The sequence below is a fragment of the Paraglaciecola arctica genome (assembly GCF_018861065.1).
Lineage (GTDB): Bacteria > Pseudomonadota > Gammaproteobacteria > Enterobacterales > Alteromonadaceae > Paraglaciecola > Paraglaciecola arctica_B.
Window position 1 is genome coordinate 601,230 of sequence record NZ_JAHKQO010000036.1, and the last position, 24,453, is coordinate 625,682.

Annotated in this window: 16 protein-coding genes; 6 read left to right on the forward strand and 10 right to left on the reverse strand. The window is 40.6% G+C overall.

Annotation, left to right across the window (positions count from 1 at the left end; all coding sequences use genetic code 11):
- Nucleotides 1–14: 14 nt before the first annotated feature.
- Together KO534_RS15925 and parC are read right to left on the reverse strand one after the other, a co-directional pair.
- On the reverse strand, nt 15–1,277 hold the full coding sequence (locus KO534_RS15925) for an ectonucleotide pyrophosphatase/phosphodiesterase (protein ID WP_215930774.1): 1,263 nt from the start codon (nt 1,275–1,277) through the stop codon (nt 15–17).
- Between the two features lie 70 nt (nt 1,278–1,347).
- Nucleotides 1,348–3,672, reverse strand: a complete 2,325-nt coding sequence (gene parC / locus KO534_RS15930) for a DNA topoisomerase IV subunit A (RefSeq protein WP_215930776.1) — start codon at nt 3,670–3,672, stop codon at nt 1,348–1,350.
- A gap of 525 nt (nt 3,673–4,197) precedes the next feature.
- Between parC and KO534_RS15935 the strand changes: the two genes are divergently transcribed.
- Complete coding sequence (locus KO534_RS15935; RefSeq protein ID WP_252732182.1) at nt 4,198–7,266, forward strand: hybrid sensor histidine kinase/response regulator; 3,069 nt, start codon at nt 4,198–4,200, stop codon at nt 7,264–7,266.
- A gap of 25 nt (nt 7,267–7,291) precedes the next feature.
- Here KO534_RS15935 and KO534_RS15940 read toward each other — a convergent pair whose 3' ends face one another.
- The 3 genes from KO534_RS15940 to KO534_RS15950 form a co-directional block, all read right to left on the reverse strand.
- Complete coding sequence (locus tag KO534_RS15940) at nt 7,292–7,981, reverse strand: DUF2982 domain-containing protein (RefSeq protein ID WP_215930778.1); 690 nt, start codon at nt 7,979–7,981, stop codon at nt 7,292–7,294.
- A gap of 298 nt (nt 7,982–8,279) precedes the next feature.
- Complete coding sequence (locus KO534_RS15945; protein ID WP_215930780.1) at nt 8,280–11,405, reverse strand: efflux RND transporter permease subunit; 3,126 nt, start codon at nt 11,403–11,405, stop codon at nt 8,280–8,282.
- Nucleotides 11,405–12,571, reverse strand: coding sequence for an efflux RND transporter periplasmic adaptor subunit (locus KO534_RS15950; RefSeq protein WP_215930782.1), 1,167 nt, complete (start codon nt 12,569–12,571; stop codon nt 11,405–11,407). The genes KO534_RS15945 and KO534_RS15950 overlap by 1 nt, the downstream gene beginning before the upstream one ends.
- A gap of 180 nt (nt 12,572–12,751) precedes the next feature.
- Between KO534_RS15950 and KO534_RS15955 the strand changes: the two genes are divergently transcribed.
- The 3 genes from KO534_RS15955 to KO534_RS15965 all read left to right on the forward strand — a co-directional run bounded on the left by KO534_RS15955 (nt 12,752) and on the right by KO534_RS15965 (nt 17,032).
- Nucleotides 12,752–13,345 carry a TetR/AcrR family transcriptional regulator gene (locus tag KO534_RS15955; RefSeq protein ID WP_354667947.1) on the forward strand — a complete coding sequence of 198 codons (594 nt, stop codon included), beginning with the start codon at nt 12,752–12,754 and terminating at the stop codon, nt 13,343–13,345.
- 89 nt (nt 13,346–13,434) lie between these two features.
- On the forward strand, nt 13,435–16,611 hold the full coding sequence (locus KO534_RS15960; protein WP_252732183.1) for a reprolysin-like metallopeptidase: 3,177 nt from the start codon (nt 13,435–13,437) through the stop codon (nt 16,609–16,611).
- Entirely contained in the window at nt 16,604–17,032 is a 429-nt protein-coding gene (locus tag KO534_RS15965; RefSeq protein WP_215930788.1) for a hypothetical protein, read from the forward strand. The genes KO534_RS15960 and KO534_RS15965 overlap by 8 nt, the downstream gene beginning before the upstream one ends.
- A gap of 74 nt (nt 17,033–17,106) precedes the next feature.
- Here KO534_RS15965 and KO534_RS15970 read toward each other — a convergent pair whose 3' ends face one another.
- Nucleotides 17,107–17,421 carry a DUF3718 domain-containing protein gene (locus KO534_RS15970; protein ID WP_215930790.1) on the reverse strand — a complete coding sequence of 105 codons (315 nt, stop codon included), beginning with the start codon at nt 17,419–17,421 and terminating at the stop codon, nt 17,107–17,109.
- A gap of 445 nt (nt 17,422–17,866) precedes the next feature.
- On the opposite strand from KO534_RS15970, the gene KO534_RS15975 reads away from it, so the two are divergent.
- Nucleotides 17,867–18,928, forward strand: coding sequence for an agmatine deiminase family protein (locus KO534_RS15975; protein WP_215930792.1), 1,062 nt, complete (start codon nt 17,867–17,869; stop codon nt 18,926–18,928).
- Nucleotides 18,915–19,808: a carbon-nitrogen hydrolase gene (locus tag KO534_RS15980; RefSeq protein ID WP_215930794.1), complete on the forward strand. Its 894-nt coding sequence runs from the start codon at nt 18,915–18,917 to the stop codon at nt 19,806–19,808. Before KO534_RS15975 ends, KO534_RS15980 begins: the two co-directional genes overlap by 14 nt.
- A gap of 77 nt (nt 19,809–19,885) precedes the next feature.
- Here KO534_RS15980 and KO534_RS15985 read toward each other — a convergent pair whose 3' ends face one another.
- The 4 genes from KO534_RS15985 to KO534_RS16000 form a co-directional block, all read right to left on the reverse strand.
- A complete protein-coding gene (locus KO534_RS15985; RefSeq protein WP_215930796.1) occupies nt 19,886–20,494 on the reverse strand; it encodes a glutathione S-transferase family protein in 609 nt (202 codons plus the stop codon).
- Between the two features lie 58 nt (nt 20,495–20,552).
- Entirely contained in the window at nt 20,553–22,427 is a 1,875-nt protein-coding gene (locus KO534_RS15990; protein ID WP_215930799.1) for an ABC transporter substrate-binding protein, read from the reverse strand.
- 174 nt (nt 22,428–22,601) lie between these two features.
- Entirely contained in the window at nt 22,602–23,021 is a 420-nt protein-coding gene (locus KO534_RS15995) for a DUF4112 domain-containing protein (protein ID WP_215930801.1), read from the reverse strand.
- 11 nt (nt 23,022–23,032) lie between these two features.
- Complete coding sequence (locus KO534_RS16000; protein WP_215930803.1) at nt 23,033–24,307, reverse strand: DUF819 family protein; 1,275 nt, start codon at nt 24,305–24,307, stop codon at nt 23,033–23,035.
- Nucleotides 24,308–24,453 lie beyond the last annotated feature (146 nt).

Sequence of the window (24,453 nt, forward strand, 5' to 3'; positions counted from 1 at the left end):
TCGGGATAAGTAATCTACGGCAAACATTCTTTTGCCATTAAATACTGAAGAGAACTAATATTTCCATCTGTGCTGGCCGGACTAATGCCTAAAGCGCACGCCAATAAGCCGTATATTTCTATGTTATCAAAAGCCTCAGCCTTAAGTTTTTTCTTAAATGCGGGTCCGTTGGCGATAAATATAGCTTGCATCAAAGGATCTTGATTATCATAACCATGGGTTGCTATTGAGCGTCCCGATTTTTGCATTGATTGGGGATGACTGTTATTTCGACTCGCATACAGGCTCCAACCTGTATCGGCTAATAACATAAGATCTGGCTCTCTTTGCGGGTGGTCGAAATAATAATTTACTGGGAAAGCACCACGCTTCAGCACTCGCATGTTAGGATGTATTTCATGTAATTTGTTGTAGGCTGCATCCACCAAATGTGGCTCAATATATAAATTTAAGAAGGGCGCAAATACTGAATTACTGTTGTCTGCCCAGTCTGCAACAATAAACTTTGACAAATCTATGTGTGGATCAAGATTAATCACTCTTTCATCTGATAGATTAACCATGCCATGATCGGCAACAACCACAATATTTGACTGACTTCTAAGTCCTAATTTATTCAAACCCAATAACAAATCGCCAATATGTTTATCAACCCTAGCAACCGCTTTTTGTTCCTCCTTTGACCCCACTCCAAATTCATGTGCTGCGCTGTCAACTGCTGAAAAATATAACAAGACTAAGCGTGGCCGTTGGCCCTTAGGAAGCGTAAGCCACTGCAATATTTCATCGATACGCTCTGAGTAGTCCTTATGCTTGTTATAAGGTTTCCAAAAAGACGGGCGAATGTGATCAATTTCAACTTCTGAACCAACCCAGAAATATGTAGCAGATATGACTCCTTGTTTTTCGGCTGTAATCCAAATCGGTTCACCACTCCACCACTTTGGATCTGCAACATCAGATTCACGATTAAATTTGCGCCCCAGTTTTCGATCATAAGGGTAATTAGATACCATTCCATGGTTTTTGGGATGTAAGCCAGTAGCTAAAGAATAAAAATTCACAAATGTTTTTGTGGGCATCGCAGGGGTCATATTGGCGACAACTCCAGAGTCTGCTAACAACTGCAAGTTGGGTGCGGGCATACGTTCTAATGTATCAGCCCTCATTCCATCCACTCCAATCATAATCACTGTTGAGTCTTCGGAACTGAATGCTGAATCGACTGATATAAATAAAAAAAACACTAATAAACATCTATAGCAGACGTTCGACATTTATATTAAACCCTTTAATACGTCCATAGAAGCGGATGAAATCATTCCATCCGCAGACCAAATAACAGTTTTATTGCAGCGGTAAATCTGTAGCATTTCCATCGGACGAGTCTGATTCACCAGTTACGCTTTGTGGCATATCAGTTTTTTCAACTTCAACTCCATCAACCCGCTGTAATCCTCTAGGTAATTTATTCCCTCGCCTTCCCCGTTCGCCCTGATAATGAGCAAGATCTGCCGCTGTTAACGTCATGCCTCTCTTGCCAGCTAAAATTTTAACATTGGCACCTTGTGGTACGACTGCTAAAACGCTGACATACTCTTCTCTAGACTGCACTTTTGCTGACGGAATACTTAATAATTTATTTCCCTTTCCTTTGCCTAGACTTGGTAAGTCACGCAACGGAAACATTAACATTCGCCCTTCGTTCGAAATAGCTAAACACCAGTCTGTTTTAAGGTCAAAAACAGGCTGAGGGCTAATCATCTTAGACGCTGTTGACAGTGATAAATAAGCCTTACCTGCTTTGTTTTTACTCACCATATCGCTAAATTTACCAACAAACCCATAACCCGCATCAGACGCCATTAGATATTGTTGTTCATCACTGCCCATTACTAGGTGTTCAACTTTTTCACCACTGACTATATTAAAGCGGCCTGTTAATGGTTCTCCTTGACTGCGCGCTGATGGCAACCCGTGGGCATCACAAGAAAACGCCCTGCCTGACGAGTCAAGAAAAACAACTTGTTGGTTGCTGCGCCCCTTAGCGCTAGCTTGATAACTGTCTCCGGCTTTATAACTTAACCCTTCTACATCGACATCATGGCCTTTTGCACACCGAGCCCAGCCTTTTTCAGACAACACTACCGTCACCGCTTCTGATGGGATTAACTCTTTCTCAGACAAAGCTTTAGATTCACCCCGAGCAACGATAGGCGAGCGTCTATCATCGCCATACAACTCAGCAGCTTGTAATATTTCTTTCTTAAGTAGGGTTTTTAAACGTTTGTCAGAGCCTAATAATAATTGCAGCGCGTCTCTTTCTTTAGCGAGTTCTTCTTGCTCACCGATGATTTTCACTTCTTCGAGTTTAGCAAGATGACGTAATTTCAAATCAAGAATAGCTTCGGCTTGAATATCCGTTAATTTGAACTGTTCCATCAGTTGTTGTTTAGGTTTTTCTTCGTAGCGGATAATGCGAATAACTTCATCAATATTCAAAAAAGCTATCATTAATGCTTCAAGAATATGTAGTCTGGCAAGTACTTTGTCTAATCGAAACTGCAGTCTACGTATTACTGTGTCTTTTCTGAAACTTAGCCACTCTGTTAGGATCTTTCGTAAATCTTTAACCTGAGGTCGTCCGTCTAAGCCAATCATATTGATATTGACTCGATAACTTTTTTCTAAATCGGTAGTGGCAAACAAATGCTGCATCAATTGTTCTACATCAACTCGATTAGAGCGCGGGGTTATCAGCAAACGGGTTGGACTTTCATGATCTGACTCATCACGTAAGTCACTGACCATAGGTAATTTTTTGGCCTGCATTTGTGCAGCAATTTGTTCTAGAATTTTTCCGCCAGATGCTTGATGAGGCAAAGCAGAGATAATAATGTCACCGTTATCTTCGGTATAGACCGCACGCATTTTGATTGAACCGCGACCGGTCGCGTATATTTTAGCGATATCAGCCTTTGGTGTAATTATTTCTGCATCTGTCGGGTAATCGGGCCCTTGAACAAATTCTAATAATTCAGTTAGCTCAGCTTTGCTATTATCTAATAAATGGGCACACGCATTGGCAACTTCACGGACGTTATGAGGCGGAATATCAGTCGCCATGCCCACGGCAATACCTGTAATACCATTTAGCAAAATATGCGGTAGGCGAGCGGGTAACACTTTGGGCTCGTCTAAGGTACCGTCAAAATTGGGCTGCCAATCTACAGTGCCTTGGCCTAATTCAGTTAACAACACTTCACTAAACTTTGACAAACGTGATTCTGTATAACGCATCGCAGCAAATGACTTAGGATCATCTGGCGCGCCCCAGTTACCTTGTCCATCAACTAACGGGTATCGATAAGAAAACGGCTGTGCCATTAGCACCATAGCTTCATAACATGCAGAGTCACCATGAGGATGAAACTTACCCAGTACGTCACCCACTGTTCTTGCTGACTTTTTGTACTTAGCAGCGTTATTCAAACCCAGTTCAGACATTGCATAGACTATTCGTCTTTGTACCGGTTTCAATCCATCACCAATATGCGGCAATGCCCTGTCCATAATGACGTACATGGAATAATTTAAGTAAGATTCTTCAGTGAACCTTCGCATCGTTAACTGTTCGATGCCGTCTTTATTGATAATGGTTTCTTGACTCATGTTTGACTTTTTACCACTTCTTCTTGTTTTAAATTGTTGGTTACAAGCGAATAATACCTAAGATCTCACTATTCTGATGAATAGATTACCTCATAAATGGCGCTGATTACATCAACTAAGTTTATCTTTATCTGCTAAAACGACATGAAGAGCAATTGGTGTTGTTGTCGCTACTCACATAAGCCTTCTTAAAGTGCAAACTACAATGTCGCTCCCAAGCAGACCATAATTTTACGAGAACAGATGTACAACACAAAGTCTTAGATATATACCTCCAATCTCGATGGTTTAACCAATACCCTGTATTCAAAATTGAGGGTAGAAGGCCTCTAAATTATTCTCAATCAAATATAATTTGTGAAAAATCATCTCGATATACAACCTACTATCCATGATTAACACATCCTAAAGATTGCCAGAAGCATAATTCGGATGGTTTAATGTTATCCATAGCTACCATACTGACTGAATTAAATATTGCTTTACCTGTGCAGATTTTCACTTTTGATTTTGTTGTCGCTACCTATGCTGGTATCAGCACAAGGCAATGTGCAACTTATATCTACCTTTGACGCACTGCGGCTTTCATCGCAATTAAAGGTATATCGAGAAACAGATAATCCAATAGGCGTTTTCGAGGTCAAACAGAAACTTGATGAATTTGTTTGGCAACCTGGCGACAATCCTAACTATGGATTTTCAGACAAGGGGGTTTGGTTACATACCACTATTAGTAATGTAACTGACAATACTGAATGGGTCATTGATGTAGCCTATACGCAATTAGAAAAAGTAGACATATTTGTATTACTAGATGACGAAGTGTTGAGTCATGTTAGTCAGGGTAATATCCGCCCCCACCCAGAATATCGTTTTCCAACGTTAAAAATTGATATGCCCTACGCACAAACAATTGATTTGTTTGTGCGTATAGAGAGCCAGCGCTCGGCACTAATTGCACCGATTGATATCCAAACGCAACTTCGTCATCAACAAATTAAGTTCTATGACAATCTGATATGGGGTTTATTCTACGGTGGGCTTGTTATGCTGGCCCTATACAATCTTATTTTGTATTTAGGATTACGCCAAGATAGTTTACCAACATACATCGGTTACGTTTTATCTGTGCTGATTTGGCAGTTTGTTTGGGGGGGGCATTTACATTTATTGATGCCCAGTTCAATCACAGTTTGGGTTAGTTCCCACACTGATTTAATTTATGTGCTCATTGGTATTTTTTCGGGACTGTTTACTGTTTCTTTTTTAGAAATGATTAAAAACCATCCAGCTTCTTTGGGATACATAAAAATACTAATCGGCGCGTTAATAGCCTTAGGGGTTTTATCGATTTTCAATATTCTGCCGCCCGTTTGGCAAAGTGGTTTAGTTTATTTAACCACTTTTTTAGCTATTACCTGTTTCACTTATTCAGGTTTTGAAAGTTTTAGTAACCAATTTTATGTCGCTCGATATTTTATTTTTGGATGGAGTATTTTTTCCGCGTTTACACTTATAGGGATGTTGGGGCAAGCAGGAATATTACCTTCTAATTTTTTCACAACTTATTGTTTTCAATTTGGTATTTTTATTGAAGCTGTATTATTTTCGCTTGCGTTGGTAGAGAAAAGCCGTCACCAACTAGAAAAAGAAGTAGAACAAACCACCGAAGACTTAAGAAACAATATTGAATTAGTAGAAGAACAAAATGTGCGCTTAGATATTGCACGTAAAGACGCAATTGCGGCAAGTAATGTCAAATCACAGTTTCTGGCGAACATGAGTCATGAAATACGCACTCCTTTGAACGCTATATTAGGCTTTAGTAAAGAGTTAAATTCCAATTCGTTGCCACCCGAAAAACAAGAGCAAGTCAGTATTATTAATGCAGCTGCAGATAATTTATTAAGCATTGTTAATGATGTGTTGGATTTTTCGAAAATTGAAGCGGGTAAGTTAAAAATCAACAATCATCCGTTTTCGCCTAACGACATGCTGGAAGACATGGTCAGCGTTATGGCCAAGTCGGCTCACTTAAAAAATCTTGAGTTTATTTACAATTTAGAGCCGCTTCCAGAAAAGCTAATAGGAGACAGTTACCGCATAAAACAAGTGTTGAACAATCTTTTAGGGAATGCGCTTAAGTTTACGGACCAAGGTTTTGTTAGTCTTTCTGCCAACGGAAGAGTACGTAATCACGGCATATACGAACTTGTTCTTAAAATTGAAGATTCTGGGATCGGTATAAGTCGCGAAGACCAAAGAAAACTTTTTACGGCATTTTCTCAAGTAGATGACGCATTGAGTCGTTCATATCAAGGCACAGGTTTAGGATTGGTAATCTGCCAAGAATTAGTGAAACTGATGCGCGGTGAACTGAGCCTTCAAAGTGTCCCAAACTCTGGTAGTACTTTCACAGTAACAATCAGATGTAACTTGCTTAATACCAACCTTAGCTTAAGCCCGGATAGTGAATGGCAAAACAAGAAAATCGTGTATTTTGATCCTTTTCCTCAATCCCGTCATTGTGGTGTAAAAATACTCACCTATTTAGGCGCAAGTGTAACTGGAGTTGAATCACTAGCCTACCTAAAAGAACTAAAACAACATTATGATTTAGCGCTCATATGTGTGCCAAAAAACAAAGAGAATAATTTACCCGGAATTTTAGAAGCCACGCGGCACATAGATACAGATGATTCAGTATTGCTATATTCAGGCATAGACTCGTTATCAAATCGTAATGATCTTTCACAATACTTTGCACATAAAATACGTCTTCCTTTAACCTTAGGTAAACTCAATAGCCTATTACATGAACCATCAGAAAGTCCCACCGATAAGCTACAGCAGCGTTTGGCTGCATTACCGGCAGCCAATGTCTTGGCAGTCGACGATATGGAAATTAACTTACGCTTACTCACAACTTGGTTAAAAAACACCAACTTGCAACTTACCTTGGCTTACAGTGGCGCAGATGCTGTCGCACAATGTAAGGAACACGAATTTGACGTGATTTTAATGGACGTACAAATGCCAAACATGGACGGACTCGAAGCGACCAAACTTATAAGACAAACAGATTTAAACTTAGGCACACCAATTATTGCGGTCACTGCTCATGCTTTTAAAGAAGAGCAAGATCGACTGCTCGCTTCAGGTATGGATGATTACTTACCTAAACCTATCAACTTGTCTGATTTAATTGACTTAATCAAACGCTGGTGTCAGATAGCTGATCCGATAAACGAAGAGCAACTTAGTTTTGACTGGTCCCTAGCACTTAAACGTGCCAATCAAAACGAGGAAGCTGCAAAGGATATTTTGCAGCAATTTGTGCAACAACTTTCGGGTTTAGTGGAGTCAATTGAACAAGCCAGCCAGCTCGAAAACTATGACAAAATGCAAGCCAAAGTGCATCAATTACACGGCGTTTGCTGTTATACAGGAGTGCCGGCTATGTTAACGATCTGTGCTGATATGGAAGGCGCATTAAAAAGAAAACAATTTGAACTCGCAAAATTAAGGATGGGCAAACTAAAACGTGAGTCAATTGATCTTTTGATTGCCGTAAAAAACGCAAATATTGTTTAACCTAAATTTAGAGAGTATTTAGGCCTTACTTAGTGGCAGTCCTAAATACTCGATACTGACATTGCCGCAACAAATCAACAAACTCCTGTTCGGGGCGATCTAGCTCAGAACCAGCTACAAAAAGATCGTAGCCTAAGCGTTGCCTTAATTTAAGCATGCGATTGGCAAACATTGCTTGGATCCCCTTGTACTCTATACCTTTATCATCCTTGAAATAGTCTCCCTCTAACATGTCATCGCTATAACAGTTACCACTAGAACAATCCTTGGACTTAGGTAATTCGTGAAATAATAAGGAACGCTGCTCCATTAATATATTGGTCATCAATCTAGGTGAGACATTTTTTAAAAAGACTGAATAGTCTTTAATTCTAATACCTACCATATCGAGCGGAGCACGCTCTAATCCTTGGGTCACTGTTGGTACATCAATTCGTTGGATATTATGCCAATCTAGCTGCCATTTACCGTGTCGATGCTGGTAAAGAATAGATGTTCTGGAAATAAGAAAACTAAATGCGGGCTCCCGATATTTAACCCAAGCAATCAGCAAGGTGACAAGTGATCCACATGTTATGAAGATCCCAACTAAGAATAGTGATTTAGGAAGGATTGAAAAACTAATGCTGCCCAAACACAGACCTACCACTCCCAGCAATGCGCTCACAAGTATATTGCGTTTAGCTTGGCTTCTGATTTCAATAAGATCTTGCATAGTCGCCAGCACTTACCTGTTGCAATGTATTGTTGTTCATCCCAAAAACCAAAGATACAGGAAACAGCAAATTACTGCCCAAATGACTAAGGCTCTGATCCGCTTACACCTCACACAATCAGTGCGCCACCAACTTAGTAGGCTGTTTTTAGCAGATTTCATTCAGTCTATTATTCATTGCATAAAGTTAATGGTTTAAACACAACAAGGATTTTATCCTACCTCGCAATGAAGATATCAAGCAATAGAAATGGTTATTTAGATTTACAGCACAATCGAAATTCTTTCTAAGCTCTATCTAACCTTTAAGTGCGACTCTGTTTAACTTAGACACAACCAAAGGAGTAAACACTAACGATAAAATAACAGAAAAACCCACTCCTCCCGCCAACACAACGGCAAGTGGAGGCCAAAACGTTCCTTCGCTAAATAACAACATAGGAATAAACCCACCCACAGTTGTGAAGGTTGTTGACAAAATATGCCTACTACAACCCATAGTTTCTTCAACGATATGTTTGATATTTCCTGCCTTTGCGTGTGGATTCGCGTTTATCGCTGCAATAACAACAATCGATCCATTAATAGCCACACCAATCAGCCCAGCACAACCCAGTAGAGGATTAAAGCCAATAGGAATACCTGAAAGCCAAAGACTAAACATGCCCAATCCTACCGACAATATTGCCACCGAGCCAATGACTAAAGCCAATCGCAAACTACGAAAAGATAAAATCAGCGTGGTAATCATCAACACTAATAAAACCGGCGCATACGTCGCTAATTGCCCCAAAGCTTCTTGCTGTTTATCCGCATCGCCAGCCAATTTAAAACGATACCCTTTAGGCATAGTAAAGTTCATATCGTCTAAGGTTTTTAGCACCTGTTCACTTACATCTATGGCGGTAGCTCCTGGCAGCAGAAAAGCTTCGACGTTATTCACTCGTTCGCCATTTTGTCTAGTAATGCCTGCAACCGTTGGTTTTAATACAAAATCACCTAAAGCAGATACGGGCATCCATATCCCTTGCCTCGCCAGTTTTTCACTCAATAAAGGCAAGCTCTGTATCTGCGCTAGCTCTCCCCCTATATCACTACCCACTCGAATTCTGATAGGAATTTCTTCGGTTCCTTCCAATATAGAGCCACCTACTTTTCCTTCCAATGCATATTGAAGCTGCTGCGAGATTTCGACTAAGGACATACCAGCGATTTGACTAGCCTCTTGTGTCGCTTCAAGTACCCACTCAGGCTCTCCAAAAGTAACAGACGCTATAGAATGAGATATACCTGGTGTTTGTGACATCGCTAATCTCACCTGCTCACCTAAATCATTTAAAATATTAATATCTGGACCAAATATATTTAGCCCAACTGGTGCCGATACAGGTGGACCTTGACCAAATGCTCGCACCACAATTTTGGTAGCGGGAAAAACTTGATCTAATTCAGCTTGCAATCCACCTATAAGGGCTTTGGCAGCTGAGACACTATTTACTGTGACCACCGCATTGGCGTAATGTGAAGAGTTATCCTTATTCATGACTTGGTTGTAATACACTGAAGGATACGAGCCCCCTACTAACCAACTTAGTTGCGCCACTTGTGGTTTACTACGGATTAGCTTATCCACTTTTACTACCGTGTTTTGAGTCTCTTCGATTGCAGTACCCTCTGGCATCCACAAGTAAATTTCAAACTGATCCCTGTCAGCGCTTGGGAAAAACACGTTGCCGAGTTGTCCAGCTAACAGAAACCCAGAAATAGAAATGGCAATACAGGCCAAGATGCCGAATGCGGGGCGCTTTAGCGATGTTTCCAATGCGGTTCTGTAGCCTAAACTAATAGCGGGAGCCTTAATTCCAATAGAATACCAAGCAGATGACGCTTTTGATTTTCTGGACAAAAAACGCGCCGCTAGTGCTGCTATGATAGTAAGGGAAATAAATAGCGAACCAATCAACGCCATCACCACACTAATAGCAATAGAACCAATAAAATCACCAATATTCCCAGGTAATAAAAAGATTGGCATAAAGCCTAAAATAGTCGTCAATGTCGAAGCTAGCAGCGGTACAAATAAGTGACTGATACTTTGGGTTAAAGCCTCGACACGACTAATATCAGAGTCCACTAACTTACTTCTAATTTCATCTGTTATAACAATCGCATTATCAATCAACAGACCGATAGCGATAATGATGCCAAAAATTGACATTTGATGAATTTGTTCATCAAAAAAGCTCAATGAAAAAATCGCAAACGCAGCACAAAGTGGCAATGCCAAACCGACTATCAAAGACGCCCTCATGCCCATGAAAACAAGCACTACAGCCATTACAACTAAACTACCAAGAAGCAAATTCTTGGTTAAATCGCTCAAACGCGTTTGCGTGTAAGTATTCTGTTCAAACACAATATTGGCCGTTACCGTCCCACCAAATTGTTCATTAAAGTTTTTGACAACCTCTTTAGCATTGTCTGTCCATGTATCAACCCTTAATGTGGTTTGCATTCGAGATGCGACAAAAACAACCTGACTTCCATCTACCAAGCCCAAATCTGCAACCGGCGAACGAGCCCCTTTTTCTACTTTTGCTATGTCTCCCAAACGTAAATAGCCACCTTGCTCATTTGCTTGAAGTGGCAAGTCTCTAATGACAGAAACACTGTCCAGCTCATGTGCCACTTGCATACGCATATTTTGTTGTTTTGAATACATCGTTCCAGCAGGAACTTTAGGGTCTGCACTTGCAACCAAATCACTTGCTTGGCTGATGCTTATTCCTGTGCTTGTTAGCTGTTGAGGATCTATAGTGACTCGAATTTCTTCATCTATTTCACCATAGACTCGAACCAACTCAGTACCTGGCACATTGCGCAGTTGGTCGGATAATTGATCTGCCATTCGGCTAACAATGGACATAGAGGTCCGGTAACCTTTTGCTGGTTGCAGACCAATCAAAAGAGTAAACGCTGTTGCTCCTCTACGTTCATCAAGCAAAGGATCACCTGCGCCCTGAGGAAATTTAAGCTTGGCGTTACTTATTCCATCACGAATTTTAGAGAAAATTTGTTCGTTAGTGTTGTTGTCTACCCATGCTTGTAACTCAAGAGAAACGATGGAGGTTCCTGAGCGGGAAGTTGATTTAATTTCTTTAATTTCATGTAGTTGTCGAAGTTCATCTTCAATTACATCTGTGACAAGAGCTTCAACTCGTTCTGATGAAGCACCAGGATAAGGTGTAATAACCAACACGTTGCGGTTATCGATTCTAGGATCTTCTAAACGCGGAATATTGTTTATAGCCGACACACCGGCTACCACTAGTACTAAAATACTTAACACTAACAAGTGCCCATTGCGGAAAAACAAGCTATACCAAGGGAGGTGCAAACTATTTGGTTGCATAGGTTGTAACATTATAGCGATCCAGAAACAGAGTTAGCGGTGTTCCCGTCAGCCAGCAATACTTTTTGACCCGGAACTAAACGGTGTACACCACCCGACACTAACAAGTCGTTCTCTTTTAAAGGGCCTCGAACAAACGCCTGCTCCTCATCCACGTGTAACATTTCCACAAGTTTAGCCTGCAAATGCAACTCGCTGTCTATGGATTCAATAACGAATACACTCCATAGCCCCCTAACACCGCTTACTAGCGCTTTTCGTGGCACCCAAAACCCTTCCCCATTGATTGCGGTATTCATTACAAAATTTAATAAATCTCCGGGTAAAATAGTGAGATTTTGTTGTGTCAAACTGATAATCACATCGACGGTGCGAGTATCTACTCTGCGCTGTTGAGCGATTGACTTAATTTTACCTAACAACCGACTGGACGGAGAAAATACTTCGACAACTTGGTCTACTACCAGTTTATTTGCATAGGCTGCAGAGAGCGCAAATCTCGCCTCTAATTGAGTGTTTTGCTGCAAGGTAAATAGGGTTTGCCCCGTCGCAACCACTGCTCCCTTGTCGACTAAACGACTAACTACACTGCCATCAAAAGGCGCCCGCAATTTAGTTTTACTTATCTCTACTTGTAGACTTTGAATGCGTGCTAACACTTCGTCGATAAAAGCATTGGCGGCGTTCACTGACTCTGTCGCTTCATCTAGGCGTTGAGCCGATTCAAGCTTCTTATCAACCAGTTCAATCACTCGTTTAAGCGATAACTTTGCGAGGTTAGCATCTGATTTCGCTCGATTCAAAATGGCGGTTAATTCAGTCATTTGAGCATCTAACCTTAATGTATCCAGCTCAGCTAAGATTTGCCCTTGTTTTACACTTTGGCCTTCATCAACAACTATATTCACCACTGAACCCGTTAAATCAAATCCCACTGCTGCGGTCTGTGGAGCTTCAACTCGACCAACAATCAAATGTTTTTGAACATATTGCTCATGCCACTGTACTGGCATAACATTTACTAACGGCTTCTTTATATCTGTCGGAGCTAGTTGTGTCTGGCCGCTACCAGAAGCCTTCATTAGCAATATTAGTGCGAGCAAGGCAGTGAATGGGATTAACCAGATCCAGTATTTTTTAAAACTTGGCTGTTGAGGCAACTGATTAGAGCTTGTCATGAATTTCCTGCTGGATTAGGTTAGAATGCTATTGAAGATTTAAATACTAGACTGTCTAGTTTGATATATAATAGTATTTAATATTTCAGTTGCCAATTGTTTTTTAATGTCTGTAGAGGTTTCACATTGTTAAATAACCAAATAAATAAATCGGGAAGGCCATCAGGAAGGCCAAAAAGTGTGCAAAAGCGTAAGCAAATTCTTGAGGCTGCCAGCGACCTATTTTTGGAATTTGGTTTTAGCGGCTGCTCGATGGAAATGGTGGCAAAACAATCGGGTGTATCTAAACAAACCGTTTATTCACACTTTGATAATAAAGAAGCATTGTTTTTAGCTGTGATTGAGGACAAATGTGCTGAATACCAGCTCGATGTGAAACTCCTAGACAACGGGAACCATGATTTGTCGCAAGTATTGCGCGAAAGAGGTTTGCAGATAGTTAAGTTGCTGCATGATCACAAGGTGATCGCCATTTATAGAGTCATAATAGGTGAAGTCAACAGTAACCCTAGAGTGGCAGAATTGTTCTACCAAGCAGGTCCAAAACACACAGTAGAATATTTGGCAAAGTGTTTTCTGAATTATGGTGAACACTCAATGACCGAGGAATTAGCTCATAAAAATGCGGTTATTTTCTTTAACCTGCTTAAAAGTGAGTTTCACATCAAGAGTATTTTAGGGTTAAACTTTGCGCTGTCTGAGTCACAGCAAGTAGCACTGGTTGAAGTTGCCGCTCGACAAATTGAACATTTACTGGCATCCGAAGTACGCTAGCTTTATAGATGTAGTGGCCAATATAACTTGGCACTTTATAAGTTTTAATTAGTCATAGAGGTATGTATGCAAAGTTCAGTGATTCAATCATGGATATAAATATTCGACAGTTTCTATTATTAATTCTCAGTTTTATTACTTTTTTCACTCAAGCTGATACCTTATGGATCGATAAGTCTCCGCAAACTAGTGCAAAAAACGTCACCCCTTTACGAGTAGTAGCCGCGCAATCTAGATTATTACAAATAAATAAGTCGCTGTTGGCAACGACCTTTGCAGATGTTGACTTAGAAACTGAACTAAACGTTCCTCTTCCAAACGGTTTAAACATAGTTGTTAAACTAAGCCCATCACCTATTTTGAGTGACGATTTAGCCAAACAATTTCCAGAGTTTATGACATACCAAGCTCAACAACTTGATCAGCCCCAAAACGTTGGGCGATTTAGTATTTCTCATCTGGGCTTGTTTGGATTTTTTAGGTACAACGATAAATGGATGTTGTTATCACCTAAATATCAAGGTGAAACGTTAGACTATGCCAGTTATTGGTACAAAGATGCCCCCTCGAATCCCGATGAAGCGACACGTACTGCTGATTTTTTGCTAAGCGAACAGTATTTACAAGAGCCAGTCATATCCCAAAAGGCAGTCACCACGGGAGATACAGTGCGGACTTATTCACTGGCAATTAGTACCACAGCAGAATATACCCAAACATTGGGAGGAACTACTCAAAATGTCGTAGCGGAACTGATGACTTTGGTTAACCGCATCAATCAGGTTTTATTGGTTGATTTAGCATTACAATTTGAATTGGTTGATAACCAAAATATTATCTTTTTTGATGCCGCAAGTGATCCCTTTACGAATTCCGATGCAGCAACGGATATTGAAGCCAATCAAGAAGTTATAGATCAAGCGATCGGTGAACAAAACTATGACATAGGCCATGTTCTTGGAACCAATGGTGGAGGCTTAGCTTACGTAGGAGTGGTATGTAATAGTGAATATAAAGCCCAAGGTTATACTGGCTTAAATAATCCTCAAGGAGAACGTTTTTATATTGATTTAGTTGCCCATGAATTGGGACATCAACTAGGCGCTGGACATTCTTTTAACGCAACTAACTCCGCCAGCTGTGACCAAAGTTCGCGCTCTGCTGGTTCGGCGTACGAACCCGGCAGTGGTTCTACCATTATGTCTTATGCGGGTATTTGTAATTCACAAAACTTACAAAATAACAGTGACCCTTATTTTCATTCCATATCCATTCAAGAGATTCGTAGCTATGTTGACAGTTTTTCGGGCAGACGGTGTGGTGTTGAGACCTCTATTGATAACGCCATTCCACAAATTCAATTACAACAAAATGCATTTACCATTCCCCCTAGTACTCCTTTTGTTTTAGATGGTACGGCCACTGACGAAAACAATGATGTACTCACCTACAGCTGGGAGCAATTTGATAATGGTGGCAGCTCAGGCGCCACAGCAAGTTTAAATGAATTAAATAGCGACAATGGTAATAATCCACTGTTTCGATCTTATAGCCCAGTGGCTTATTCATACCGCTACTTTCCTGAATTAGGTGATGTGCTTGCAAATCAAACCACGCTCGGCGAGACCTATGCAACCACCGATAGAGACATGCGTTTTCGGTTAACAACTCGAGATAATAAAGGCGGTGTAAACCAACAGGATGTGGTTATTACAGTGGATAGTAGTAGTCAAGCTTTCAGCATTGATACCCCAGATGAATGGCAAGCCCAGTTCGAACAAAACGTAACTTGGAATATAGGTGATACTTCAACAGCCCCCATCAATTGTACGAATGTTGATATTTTACTCATCGCCAATACCAATAACCCTGTTGAAACGACAGTACAATTAGCGACCCCAAATGATGGACAGCAAATAGTACGGGCCCCTGATATTACTAGCACAGCGGCAAGATTAGTATTGAAATGCAGCGACAACGTATTTTATTCAGTCAGCAATAGCGAATTCGCGATTATAGGCTTAGATCCGGTTGCCCCCTCAATTGATAGTCAAAATAGCATCACCATCAATGAAGACTCGCAGCGTCAAATCGACTTTGCGGATTTAAACGTAACCGATCCTGATTCACAGTACCCAGATGATTTCTCTGTTACGCTTCAAGAAGGAGAAAACTACAGTATTAACCAACAAACTGTGATCCCTGACGCCGACTTTCAGGGTACCTTACTGGTCCCTGTAGTAATAAATGATGGCGGATTAGATAGCAATCAATACACAGTGCAAGTACAAGTCTTAGCAATCAATGACGTTCCCGTTGCCACCTCTGAAAATCAGAGCTCCATTAGCATCGATGAAGACACAGAGTTGCAAATTAATTTGAGCGATTTAACCGTGGTTGATCCGGACTCTATCTTTCCAGATGATTTCACTTTAACTATCGAAGGTGGCGATAATTACACTGTTGTTCAAGACACGATAACTCCCGATCCAGACTTTAGCGGCCTATTAGCTGTACCGGTATTGGTTAATGATGGTGAATCAGACAGCAACACCCTGATATTTCAAATACAAGTAGTGGCGGTGAACGACGCTCCCATCGCAAGCTCCAATAATTTGGATGATATTAGCATTGACGAAGACTCCCCATGGTTATTCGATTTTAATGATCTAGCCATTATCGATCCTGATTCAAACTATCCAGATGACTTCACCTTGATAATTCAAGCAGGTGATAATTATAGTAGTGACCAACAAATCCTCACACCCGATGCCGACTTTAATGGCATCTTAACCGCACAATTACTGGTTAACGATGGCGAATTAGACAGCAACGTATTGACCTTTCAAATTGAAGTAGTGGCGGTAAATGACGCGCCTGTTGCAAATGACGATACTATTTCGATTCAACAAAACAGCGAAACTACAAGTGTTGACCTACTAAGCAACGATCTAGATGTCGACCAAGATACACTCAGCATCACATCATTTACCTATTCTGGTGCGGCTGAAGTGGCCATAGTGGATCAACAACTCACCTATACCCCAGCATCGGGATTTACAGGTAGCGAATCAATAGTCTATGTTGTATCAGACGGAGTGTTAACAGATGAAGCGAACCTAACTATTCAAGTTAATTCTGCGCCAGTGATTTCTAACAACTCCGGAGACTCAGGAGGGGGAACTATAGCACTTTTGAACCTACTGCTTGTTCTAGGGTTTGTTATGAAGTTTTATCAAACATTTAATAAGGGACGTTATGAATAATCAAAAATTTTGTTTAACAATTGTCGCTTCCGTAGCTTGTTTGTCCTTAGGTTGCAGTCAAACCACTACCTCTTCACAATCACAAGAAACGGAGGCAACCATAGTTAATCAAAGTACAAAAAACGCGACTAATCAGTCGAACGACCTTAGTTGGCTGCGGTATGCGGATCCTAAAGCGGATGCGAATTTAGCCATAGATAAACAGGATTTTACTTTGTTGGCGTTTGCTGGAAGAGTCACCACTTTTCCGGGGCTCGACGACGCATCATCTAGCCTGCAACAGCAGTGTGGTTATCGGTTATTAGCCAATAGTAGTGACGCACTGAGATCACCAAGTGAATTAGATTTACGCAAAAAACTATACCAGTACGCCGCGACTTTTAATCAAATAGTCTCAGCCGCCTGCCAAAAAAATAAATAACGAAACTGCTTTAAATCAGCCCATGACCCAGTTGTTTGAGTTATGGGCTGGTAATTGTTCTTTTTTAACAGTAATCACTTGGTGCTAGTCAGGTAATCAAATACCTTTGACGCATTACGTTGTTCTGAAAAGGATAGAAGATCAACTCCGTTACAAGACATACCATTTTCTGCCGTTAGTTTTTTCAAAACAGACTGGTTACTTCTCGCCACCACACCGATTTTACTCCTAACACTTTTCTTAAGCATATTGACGTCATCTTTCACTACAGCTTCGCAAAAATTTGCGTATGCCAAGTCCCCTGCATACTTCACCTTGTCGGTTGAACCCAATTTTGCAGTTGCATTCAGTGTACATAACACCATTGATAGCGCGATTAGTTTTTTCATTTGTATTCTCCAATTAGTTCAAAAAACGGCCACAAACCGCAGTGTATTTATGACTGATCGAGAAATAAATTTCTGTTTTTTTATTGTATTGAACTAGTAAAACTGATGTAAAACATAGAGTTAATTTTATGTTGCATCTATAACTACTTGAAAACGATGGCAATTTCAAAATTAATTATTCCATTACGGAATTAAAAGCATTATTTTAATAACAATTAATATAAAAATGGTGTGGTTGGAGCACCAAATTACCTTGCTATTCTTTGTTTGTTAAGGCTCGTTAACAGTATTCAAACCAACAAAATTGCTCAACGCTAGTTTTTCCCTCTTACAACTCATTGCTTATTAGCGCTCTGAATAAATTTTTTGCTATCAACATCCCACAAAACAAGACGGCAAGGTATGTAGGTATTATAATCCTCAAAATTTTTCGACAAATCATGCCATGACTGAAACTTACCAACTAATACCCGAGTGGGCTCAACAAGAAGCCGTATTGCTAGTTTGGCCTGATCACAATACCGATTGGCAACCATGGCTAGAAGAAGTACAAAACGTTTATCTAAACATCATAAAGTCCCTTAACCAGGCAAATACCCAAGTAGTATTGTTAGTGCGTGATAACGAGGTTAGAAATTGTCTAGCAAAGTTGCATAAAGCGGCACAAGTATTGATAGTCAAAGCTGATTACAATGATACATGGATAAGAGATTACGGTTTTTTAAGTTGCGCAAATGAGTCAGGATTGCAGCCTATCGAATTTGAGTTTAATGGTTGGGGGCATAAATTCGATGCATCCAAAGACAACCAAATAAATCGGCTTGTTCTAAGCCAACTGTGTGACAAAGGGATCAAATCTGTCGATTTAGTCCTTGAAGGTGGAGCATTAGAGATTGACCAACATGGTAACCTGTTATCTACTGAATTATGTCTTACGAATCCTAAACGTAATGGCAATAAATCCCTGGCGGCCTACCAACAAGATTTTAAGGATTTTCTCGGCGCTAAACACAGCCTGATATTACAAAATGGACACTTAGAGGGTGATGATACCGATGGGCACATAGACACATTAGTGCGTTTTACGCCAAACAATGGGTTAGTGATCCAGTCGGCTTCTAATCGCCCTGCCGATAAACATTACTCGGGGTTAGCGGCCCTAGTCACAGAATGCCAACAAGCTTTACCTACACATCAAATTTTTGAATTGCCGTTACCTTATGTAGTGAATTCACAAGGAGACAGGCTCCCTGCTTCTTACGCCAATTTTTTGATTTCCAACCAACACATTTTATGTCCGATTTATCAACAAGCAGAAGATGAATTAGCCATGCAGATTATGCAAAAAGCTTTTCCTGAATTTACCATTGTGCCGATTAACTGCCTGCCCTTAATACAACAATTTGGGAGTTTGCACTGTATAAGTATGCAAATACCTTGTGGCATACTTAAACCAGCAATACTGCAGTCTTTCGTCAACGGAGTCCATGTTTATGCAAACACGTAATCTAAAGGTGGGCTTGGTTCAACAAGCCGTTGCCAGTAACAACAAAGAAGAAAACTGGGCGCGTAGCGCAGAACAATTGTCGGTACTTGCCGCCGAAGGGTGCGAACTCGTAATGTTACAAGAGTTGCACAGTACCTTGTATTTTTGTCAGCAAGAAAACACCGATTATTTTGATTTAGCGGAACCTATACCCGGAGCTGCCACCGATTATTTTGCAGACTTGGCAGCAAAATTAAACATAGTGCTTATCACCTCATTATTTGAAAAACGCGGTTCCGGCTTGTACCACAATACTGCGGTAGTCTTTGATCGCCAACAGGGTTTGGTCGGTAAATATCGTAAAATGCATATCCCAGATGATCCTGGGTTTTATGAAAAATTCTATTTCACACCTGGTGATATGGGCTTTGAACCCATTCAAACAAGCGTGGGGAAACTGGGAGTGTTGGTTTGTTGGGATCAATGGTATCCAGAAGCGGCGAGACTTATGGCTATGGCTGGTGCAGAAATCTTATTTTATCCCACTGCCATAGGTTGGGATAAGAACGACTCCGCAGCAGAACAAAGTCGCCAGCACGATGCTTGGCAAACAATACAACGTTCTCATGCAGTCGCCAATTCATTGCCAGTAGTAGTAGCCAACCGCACAGGATTTGAAACGTCACCAGTGGCTGGCGATCCGGGTATTCAATTTTGGGGGCAAAGTTTTATTGCTGGTCCACAAGGTGAAATTCTAGCGCAAGCTAGCAGTGACAAAGAAGAAAACTTAGTCGTCGAAATAGATCTTGATCGCAGTGAACAAATTAAACGGATATGGCCATATTTTAGAGATCGCAGAATCGATGCTTATGATGACATCACCAAGAGATGGCGGGATTGAGCTTGAATAAACGCCACTAGAAAATGGCGAATTTATATCAATTTAAGGTGATTGACTGCACGATTACAATCACATTTTTAAGCTTTGGCACTAGCGCGACTGCTCACTGCGGCATACCAACGTTGCAAATTAGGATATTTATCAGTAATTTTAATATCAACTACTCTTGCAAAATCAACGGTACACATAGCGGTTATATCGGCTATTGTGAATCGGTTAGCGGCAATATATTCAGACTCACCTAAGCGTTTTTCTAATACATTTAAAAAACCAGCGGCGTTTTTGCCAGCGACTTCTCCGTACTCTTTTACGGGTGTCATTCGATCTTTAAAATACCCAGTGGTATGTTGAAAACACATACCTACTTGACCAAAAAAATACAGTTCAACCTGTCTATGCCACATATCAATGGTAGCTTTCTCCAATGGATCTTTACCCAATAGATTAATTTCTGGATACAACTCTTCAAAATATAAACAAATGGATGCACCTTCACTGATACAAGTGCCGTCGTCTAGTTCAAGAACAGGAATTTTCCCCACCGGGTTTTTAGCCCGCATTTTTGGAGATATATTTTCGCCCTTTTGCAAATCCACTTGCACATATTCCATAGGAATATTTTTCTCGGCCAGAAAAATTCTTACTCTTCTAGGTGAAGGGGCAGTTTTAGTATCGTATATTTTCATAGATTTTCTTCTGAGTTGTTTTATCCTACTACTAGGTCAAATCCAATGCGTTAATCATTTAATTTAGCCAGTAACGTTTCTTAAAATCTTGGTACGCGGATGTCTGCTTAAAATCTTTTATACCCTGATTAACATCACGCAACATAGTTCGATGTTTTTCATGAATAAAATGATAGAAAGGGATTGTCAAAATAGTTCTGAAACTACTGTTACTCAGTTGTTCGCTATAGGCCGCCATGTCTGCCGCGGTTAGAATCATATAGTTTAACTGACCTGTCATAAACGCCTGTAACATCAACGACGTCGTTGTATAATCCTGTTTAATCGCTTTTTCAGTTTTCCACCAGTCTTCAATGCTGAGTATTTCAATACTGGTTCCTACTTCTACTTGGGGACTCAATTCTCCAGTGCAGGCAACTTTTGTGTGGCATAGCAAATAGATGGATGATTCAGCCAAAGGTTCTGGCACTTGAATCAGGTCCTCTGAAAGACCGTTAAACACCGCCGCCCTGACTAGTTCACCGTCCGCTCCGTATTTATAAGAATTTAAAGAGTCTGGCAAATTTCTATAACGCGTCACTGATAGGTTATAACCCAATTTTTTGTATACTTCACTGAGCACGTTTGACACAAAGAAGGTCCCTCTAGAGCCAGTGAACGAGGTAAAATTAAGTAGTTTTTCAGGTAATACATAATCTAAAGTTTGGTTAGTTGAGTTGACGAAATCGTGGCCTGATAATGCACCTTCAAAGGCTGAGGCCTCGCCATTTAAAATTGAGTGAGCGATGCTATTGGCCAAATTAGTGGCGTATTTTTCCTCGGAATCTCTATCAAAAAACGGCACTAATTCAGTACTTTTCTGTAGACTTCGCAATCCAATTAGGGCTCGCTCACTTAATCCTTCACCATCATACTCTGGGTATACAGGTAAAAAACCAATACCACTGGCCAATGCTTTGTTAGTCTCTGGTTGCGCTAAAAAATTTAAGAGAATCGGCAAATGTTCATGGTTATTTGAAGCTAATGGCACCATAAACAAATCGATAGGTGCGACTTCTGGATACACTAGGTTAGATTGAGAATGAGGGAAAGGAAAGTAACCAATCTGCGAGTTATGTTCTGGTTGAATTTCACTTTCAGCAAATTGTCCTATTAAGCTCATGGCTGCTTGTTGGCGTAACAATAAGGTAATGGCTTGCTCCCATCGCCAACTGTGGTCTGGCGCGAAAAAATAGCCATAATCTAATAATATTGAAAACTGCTCTACTACCCTAGCAATACTGTCACGACCAACACTGGCAAATTCTGTCATTTCTTGGCGGGTTTCAATGCCACCATTATCTAATGCCAAAAAATCTATCCAGCCAAGCAGGGGCCACCCCTCTTGATTGGCTTGGACAAGTGGGGCAATGCCTAGTTTCTTTAATTTATCACATATGGCCAAGAACTCTGCCCACGACTTTGGCGGTAAAATCCCATGTTTGGCGAAGACTGTTTTACTGTAATAAAATCCCCACGGATAATAAGCAAAAGGCAAAGCCAGATAGGAACCGCTGTATTCAACAGAATCCAACAACTGCGAACTGACATTTTTATTCAGTGTTTTTTTATCTATCAACCTATCAATTGGTAACAACAACTCTTGAACAACTAAATCGTCAAGGCGTCTCCCCGCTTGCCAGTGAATTAGGTCGTATTTACCCGTTTCGAGCCAACCTAACAGCTTACTTTTAAGCCCTTGATCACTGTAAAAATCAACATCGATCACCACTTCAGATTGTAAATTATTGAAACGGTAAAACTGCTCGGCAAAAAGGGAAATTTGTTGTTTATTTATGGCTAATACCGCAACCGATAGCTGTACCGGTTTAGCATGAATAGTGGAAATGTTTAGCAATACTGTCGCTAAACATAAGATTAATGCTGAAATCAAAGATGTTGTTACCTTCATAATCAATAATATAGCGTACTTGATCGTAAAGTAATCCTAAATAATTGAGCCACTACTGTCCTCTCGCAAATCTATATCGAACTTCAAGCTAGCCATATTTTCAATATCAGTAAATTAAAAGACTTAGAGTTAAACGACAAAAGCTTTCAAAATCCATTACTGCTGACCTTGGGACTTTTGCCAATCTTCAAGTGCTTGCTGGCTATTCGCTTGAATCTTATGTTGATTTTGGCTTACCCACCATTTTTCCATAATGCGTACATTCTTTTGATTAGATTTATAAAAAAGATCTACTACATCACCTACAAATGGAATTAGACCAAGCAAAAAATCAATTCCAATGTTCCGCAACATCGCTATTCTAAGAGCACGAGGCACATGAATACTTTTTGCCATTGCAACAATACTCAAAGATACCCCCACCATAATAAGATCCCCAACCACAGGAATAAGCCCCACTAAAAAATCCAAGCCTACTCGTATTCCAATTACTGGGATTCGTAACTTGGTATCGGTCAAATTAGCTAGTTGCTGCGCTCTGAGCAAGGCAGCCGGAGCCTGGTAATTCTCACTCATAGATTGATTTCTCAGTTAATACTTTGCAATATTTGCCCACAAAACCAAGCCATGTATGTTCCCACTGTATAACCCAATACAGCTAACATTACCGCCACAGGTGCTAATGATGGGTGGAAAGCTGAGGCGACTACAGGCGCCGATGCAGCTCCCCCTACATTCGCTTGGCTGCCAACGGCCATATAGAACAAGGGCGCTTTGATCAGTTTAGCTACAATCAACATAAGTAAGGCATGAATCAACATCCAAATCGCGCCAATCACAAAAAATAGAGGCTGATCGGCGATCATAGTGATATCCATTTTCATGCCAATTGTTGCAATTAAAATATACAAAAAAGCCGAACCAATCTTTGAGGCCCCTGCTCCTTCTAATTGGCGAACCTTGGTAAATGACAAGGCAATGCCTACTGTACTCGCAAAAATAATCATCCAGAAAAATTTGCTATGAAAACTAAACTTGGCAAGCCCTGGGAAATTTTCAACAAAATATGGGGTGATAGTGTCAGCAAACATATGTGCAAATCCGGTTACCCCCAGTCCTACCGCAACAATCAACATAATGTCGGTCAGATCTGGGATCCGAGAATGTTTAGCCTCGAAACTCTTAACTTTGTCCTTGAGTTCATCAATGGCAGACGTATCGGCACCAGTTTTGGCATCAATTGTTTTTGCATTTGCCGCCATGATTAACAACACCGCCATCCATAAGTTGGCGACAATAATATCCACAGTGACCATTGCAGAAAACATTTGGTCACCCGCTCCGTAAATTTCTTTCATTGCAGCTTGGTTAGCACTACCACCAATCCAACTTCCCGCGACAGTTGTCATACCTCGCCAAACCGCGTTGGGGCCATCGACACCTATTAACTCGGGATTAACCATAGAGACGATCAGCAGAGCAATTGGCCCTCCAATCACAATACCCACAGTACCCGTAAAAAATAAAATAATAGCTTTATTACCTAGCTTAACAATCGCCTTTAAATCAACGCTGATAGTTAACAGAACTAGACAAGCAGGCAATAAATAACGAGAAGCCACAAAATAAAGTTGCGAGTTCTCTCCATCAATTAGACCAAAAGTATTCAGCAACGAGGGCAAGAAATAACAAAGTAATACAGAAGGAACAAACATGTAAAATTTGCCCCAAAACGGGGTTTTGCTGTTGGCGGTGTAAAACACCAACCCCAACAAAATAGCCAAAATCCCCATCACAGAGGCGTCGTTGGTAAAAAATGGAGTATGGACCAAGGCTTGGTCTGCTAGATTTTCTGTAGACATGGAAGTTCCTGTTCTGCATCCGACTTATCCACCCTTAAAAGGGTTTGAGCGGCTTTTTTGATTATTATTTACTATGTACTCTACTAAATTTTGTATTGTCAGTAAGGGGAGCCACATTGCAATGTTAGATTTATGTTAACACAAAC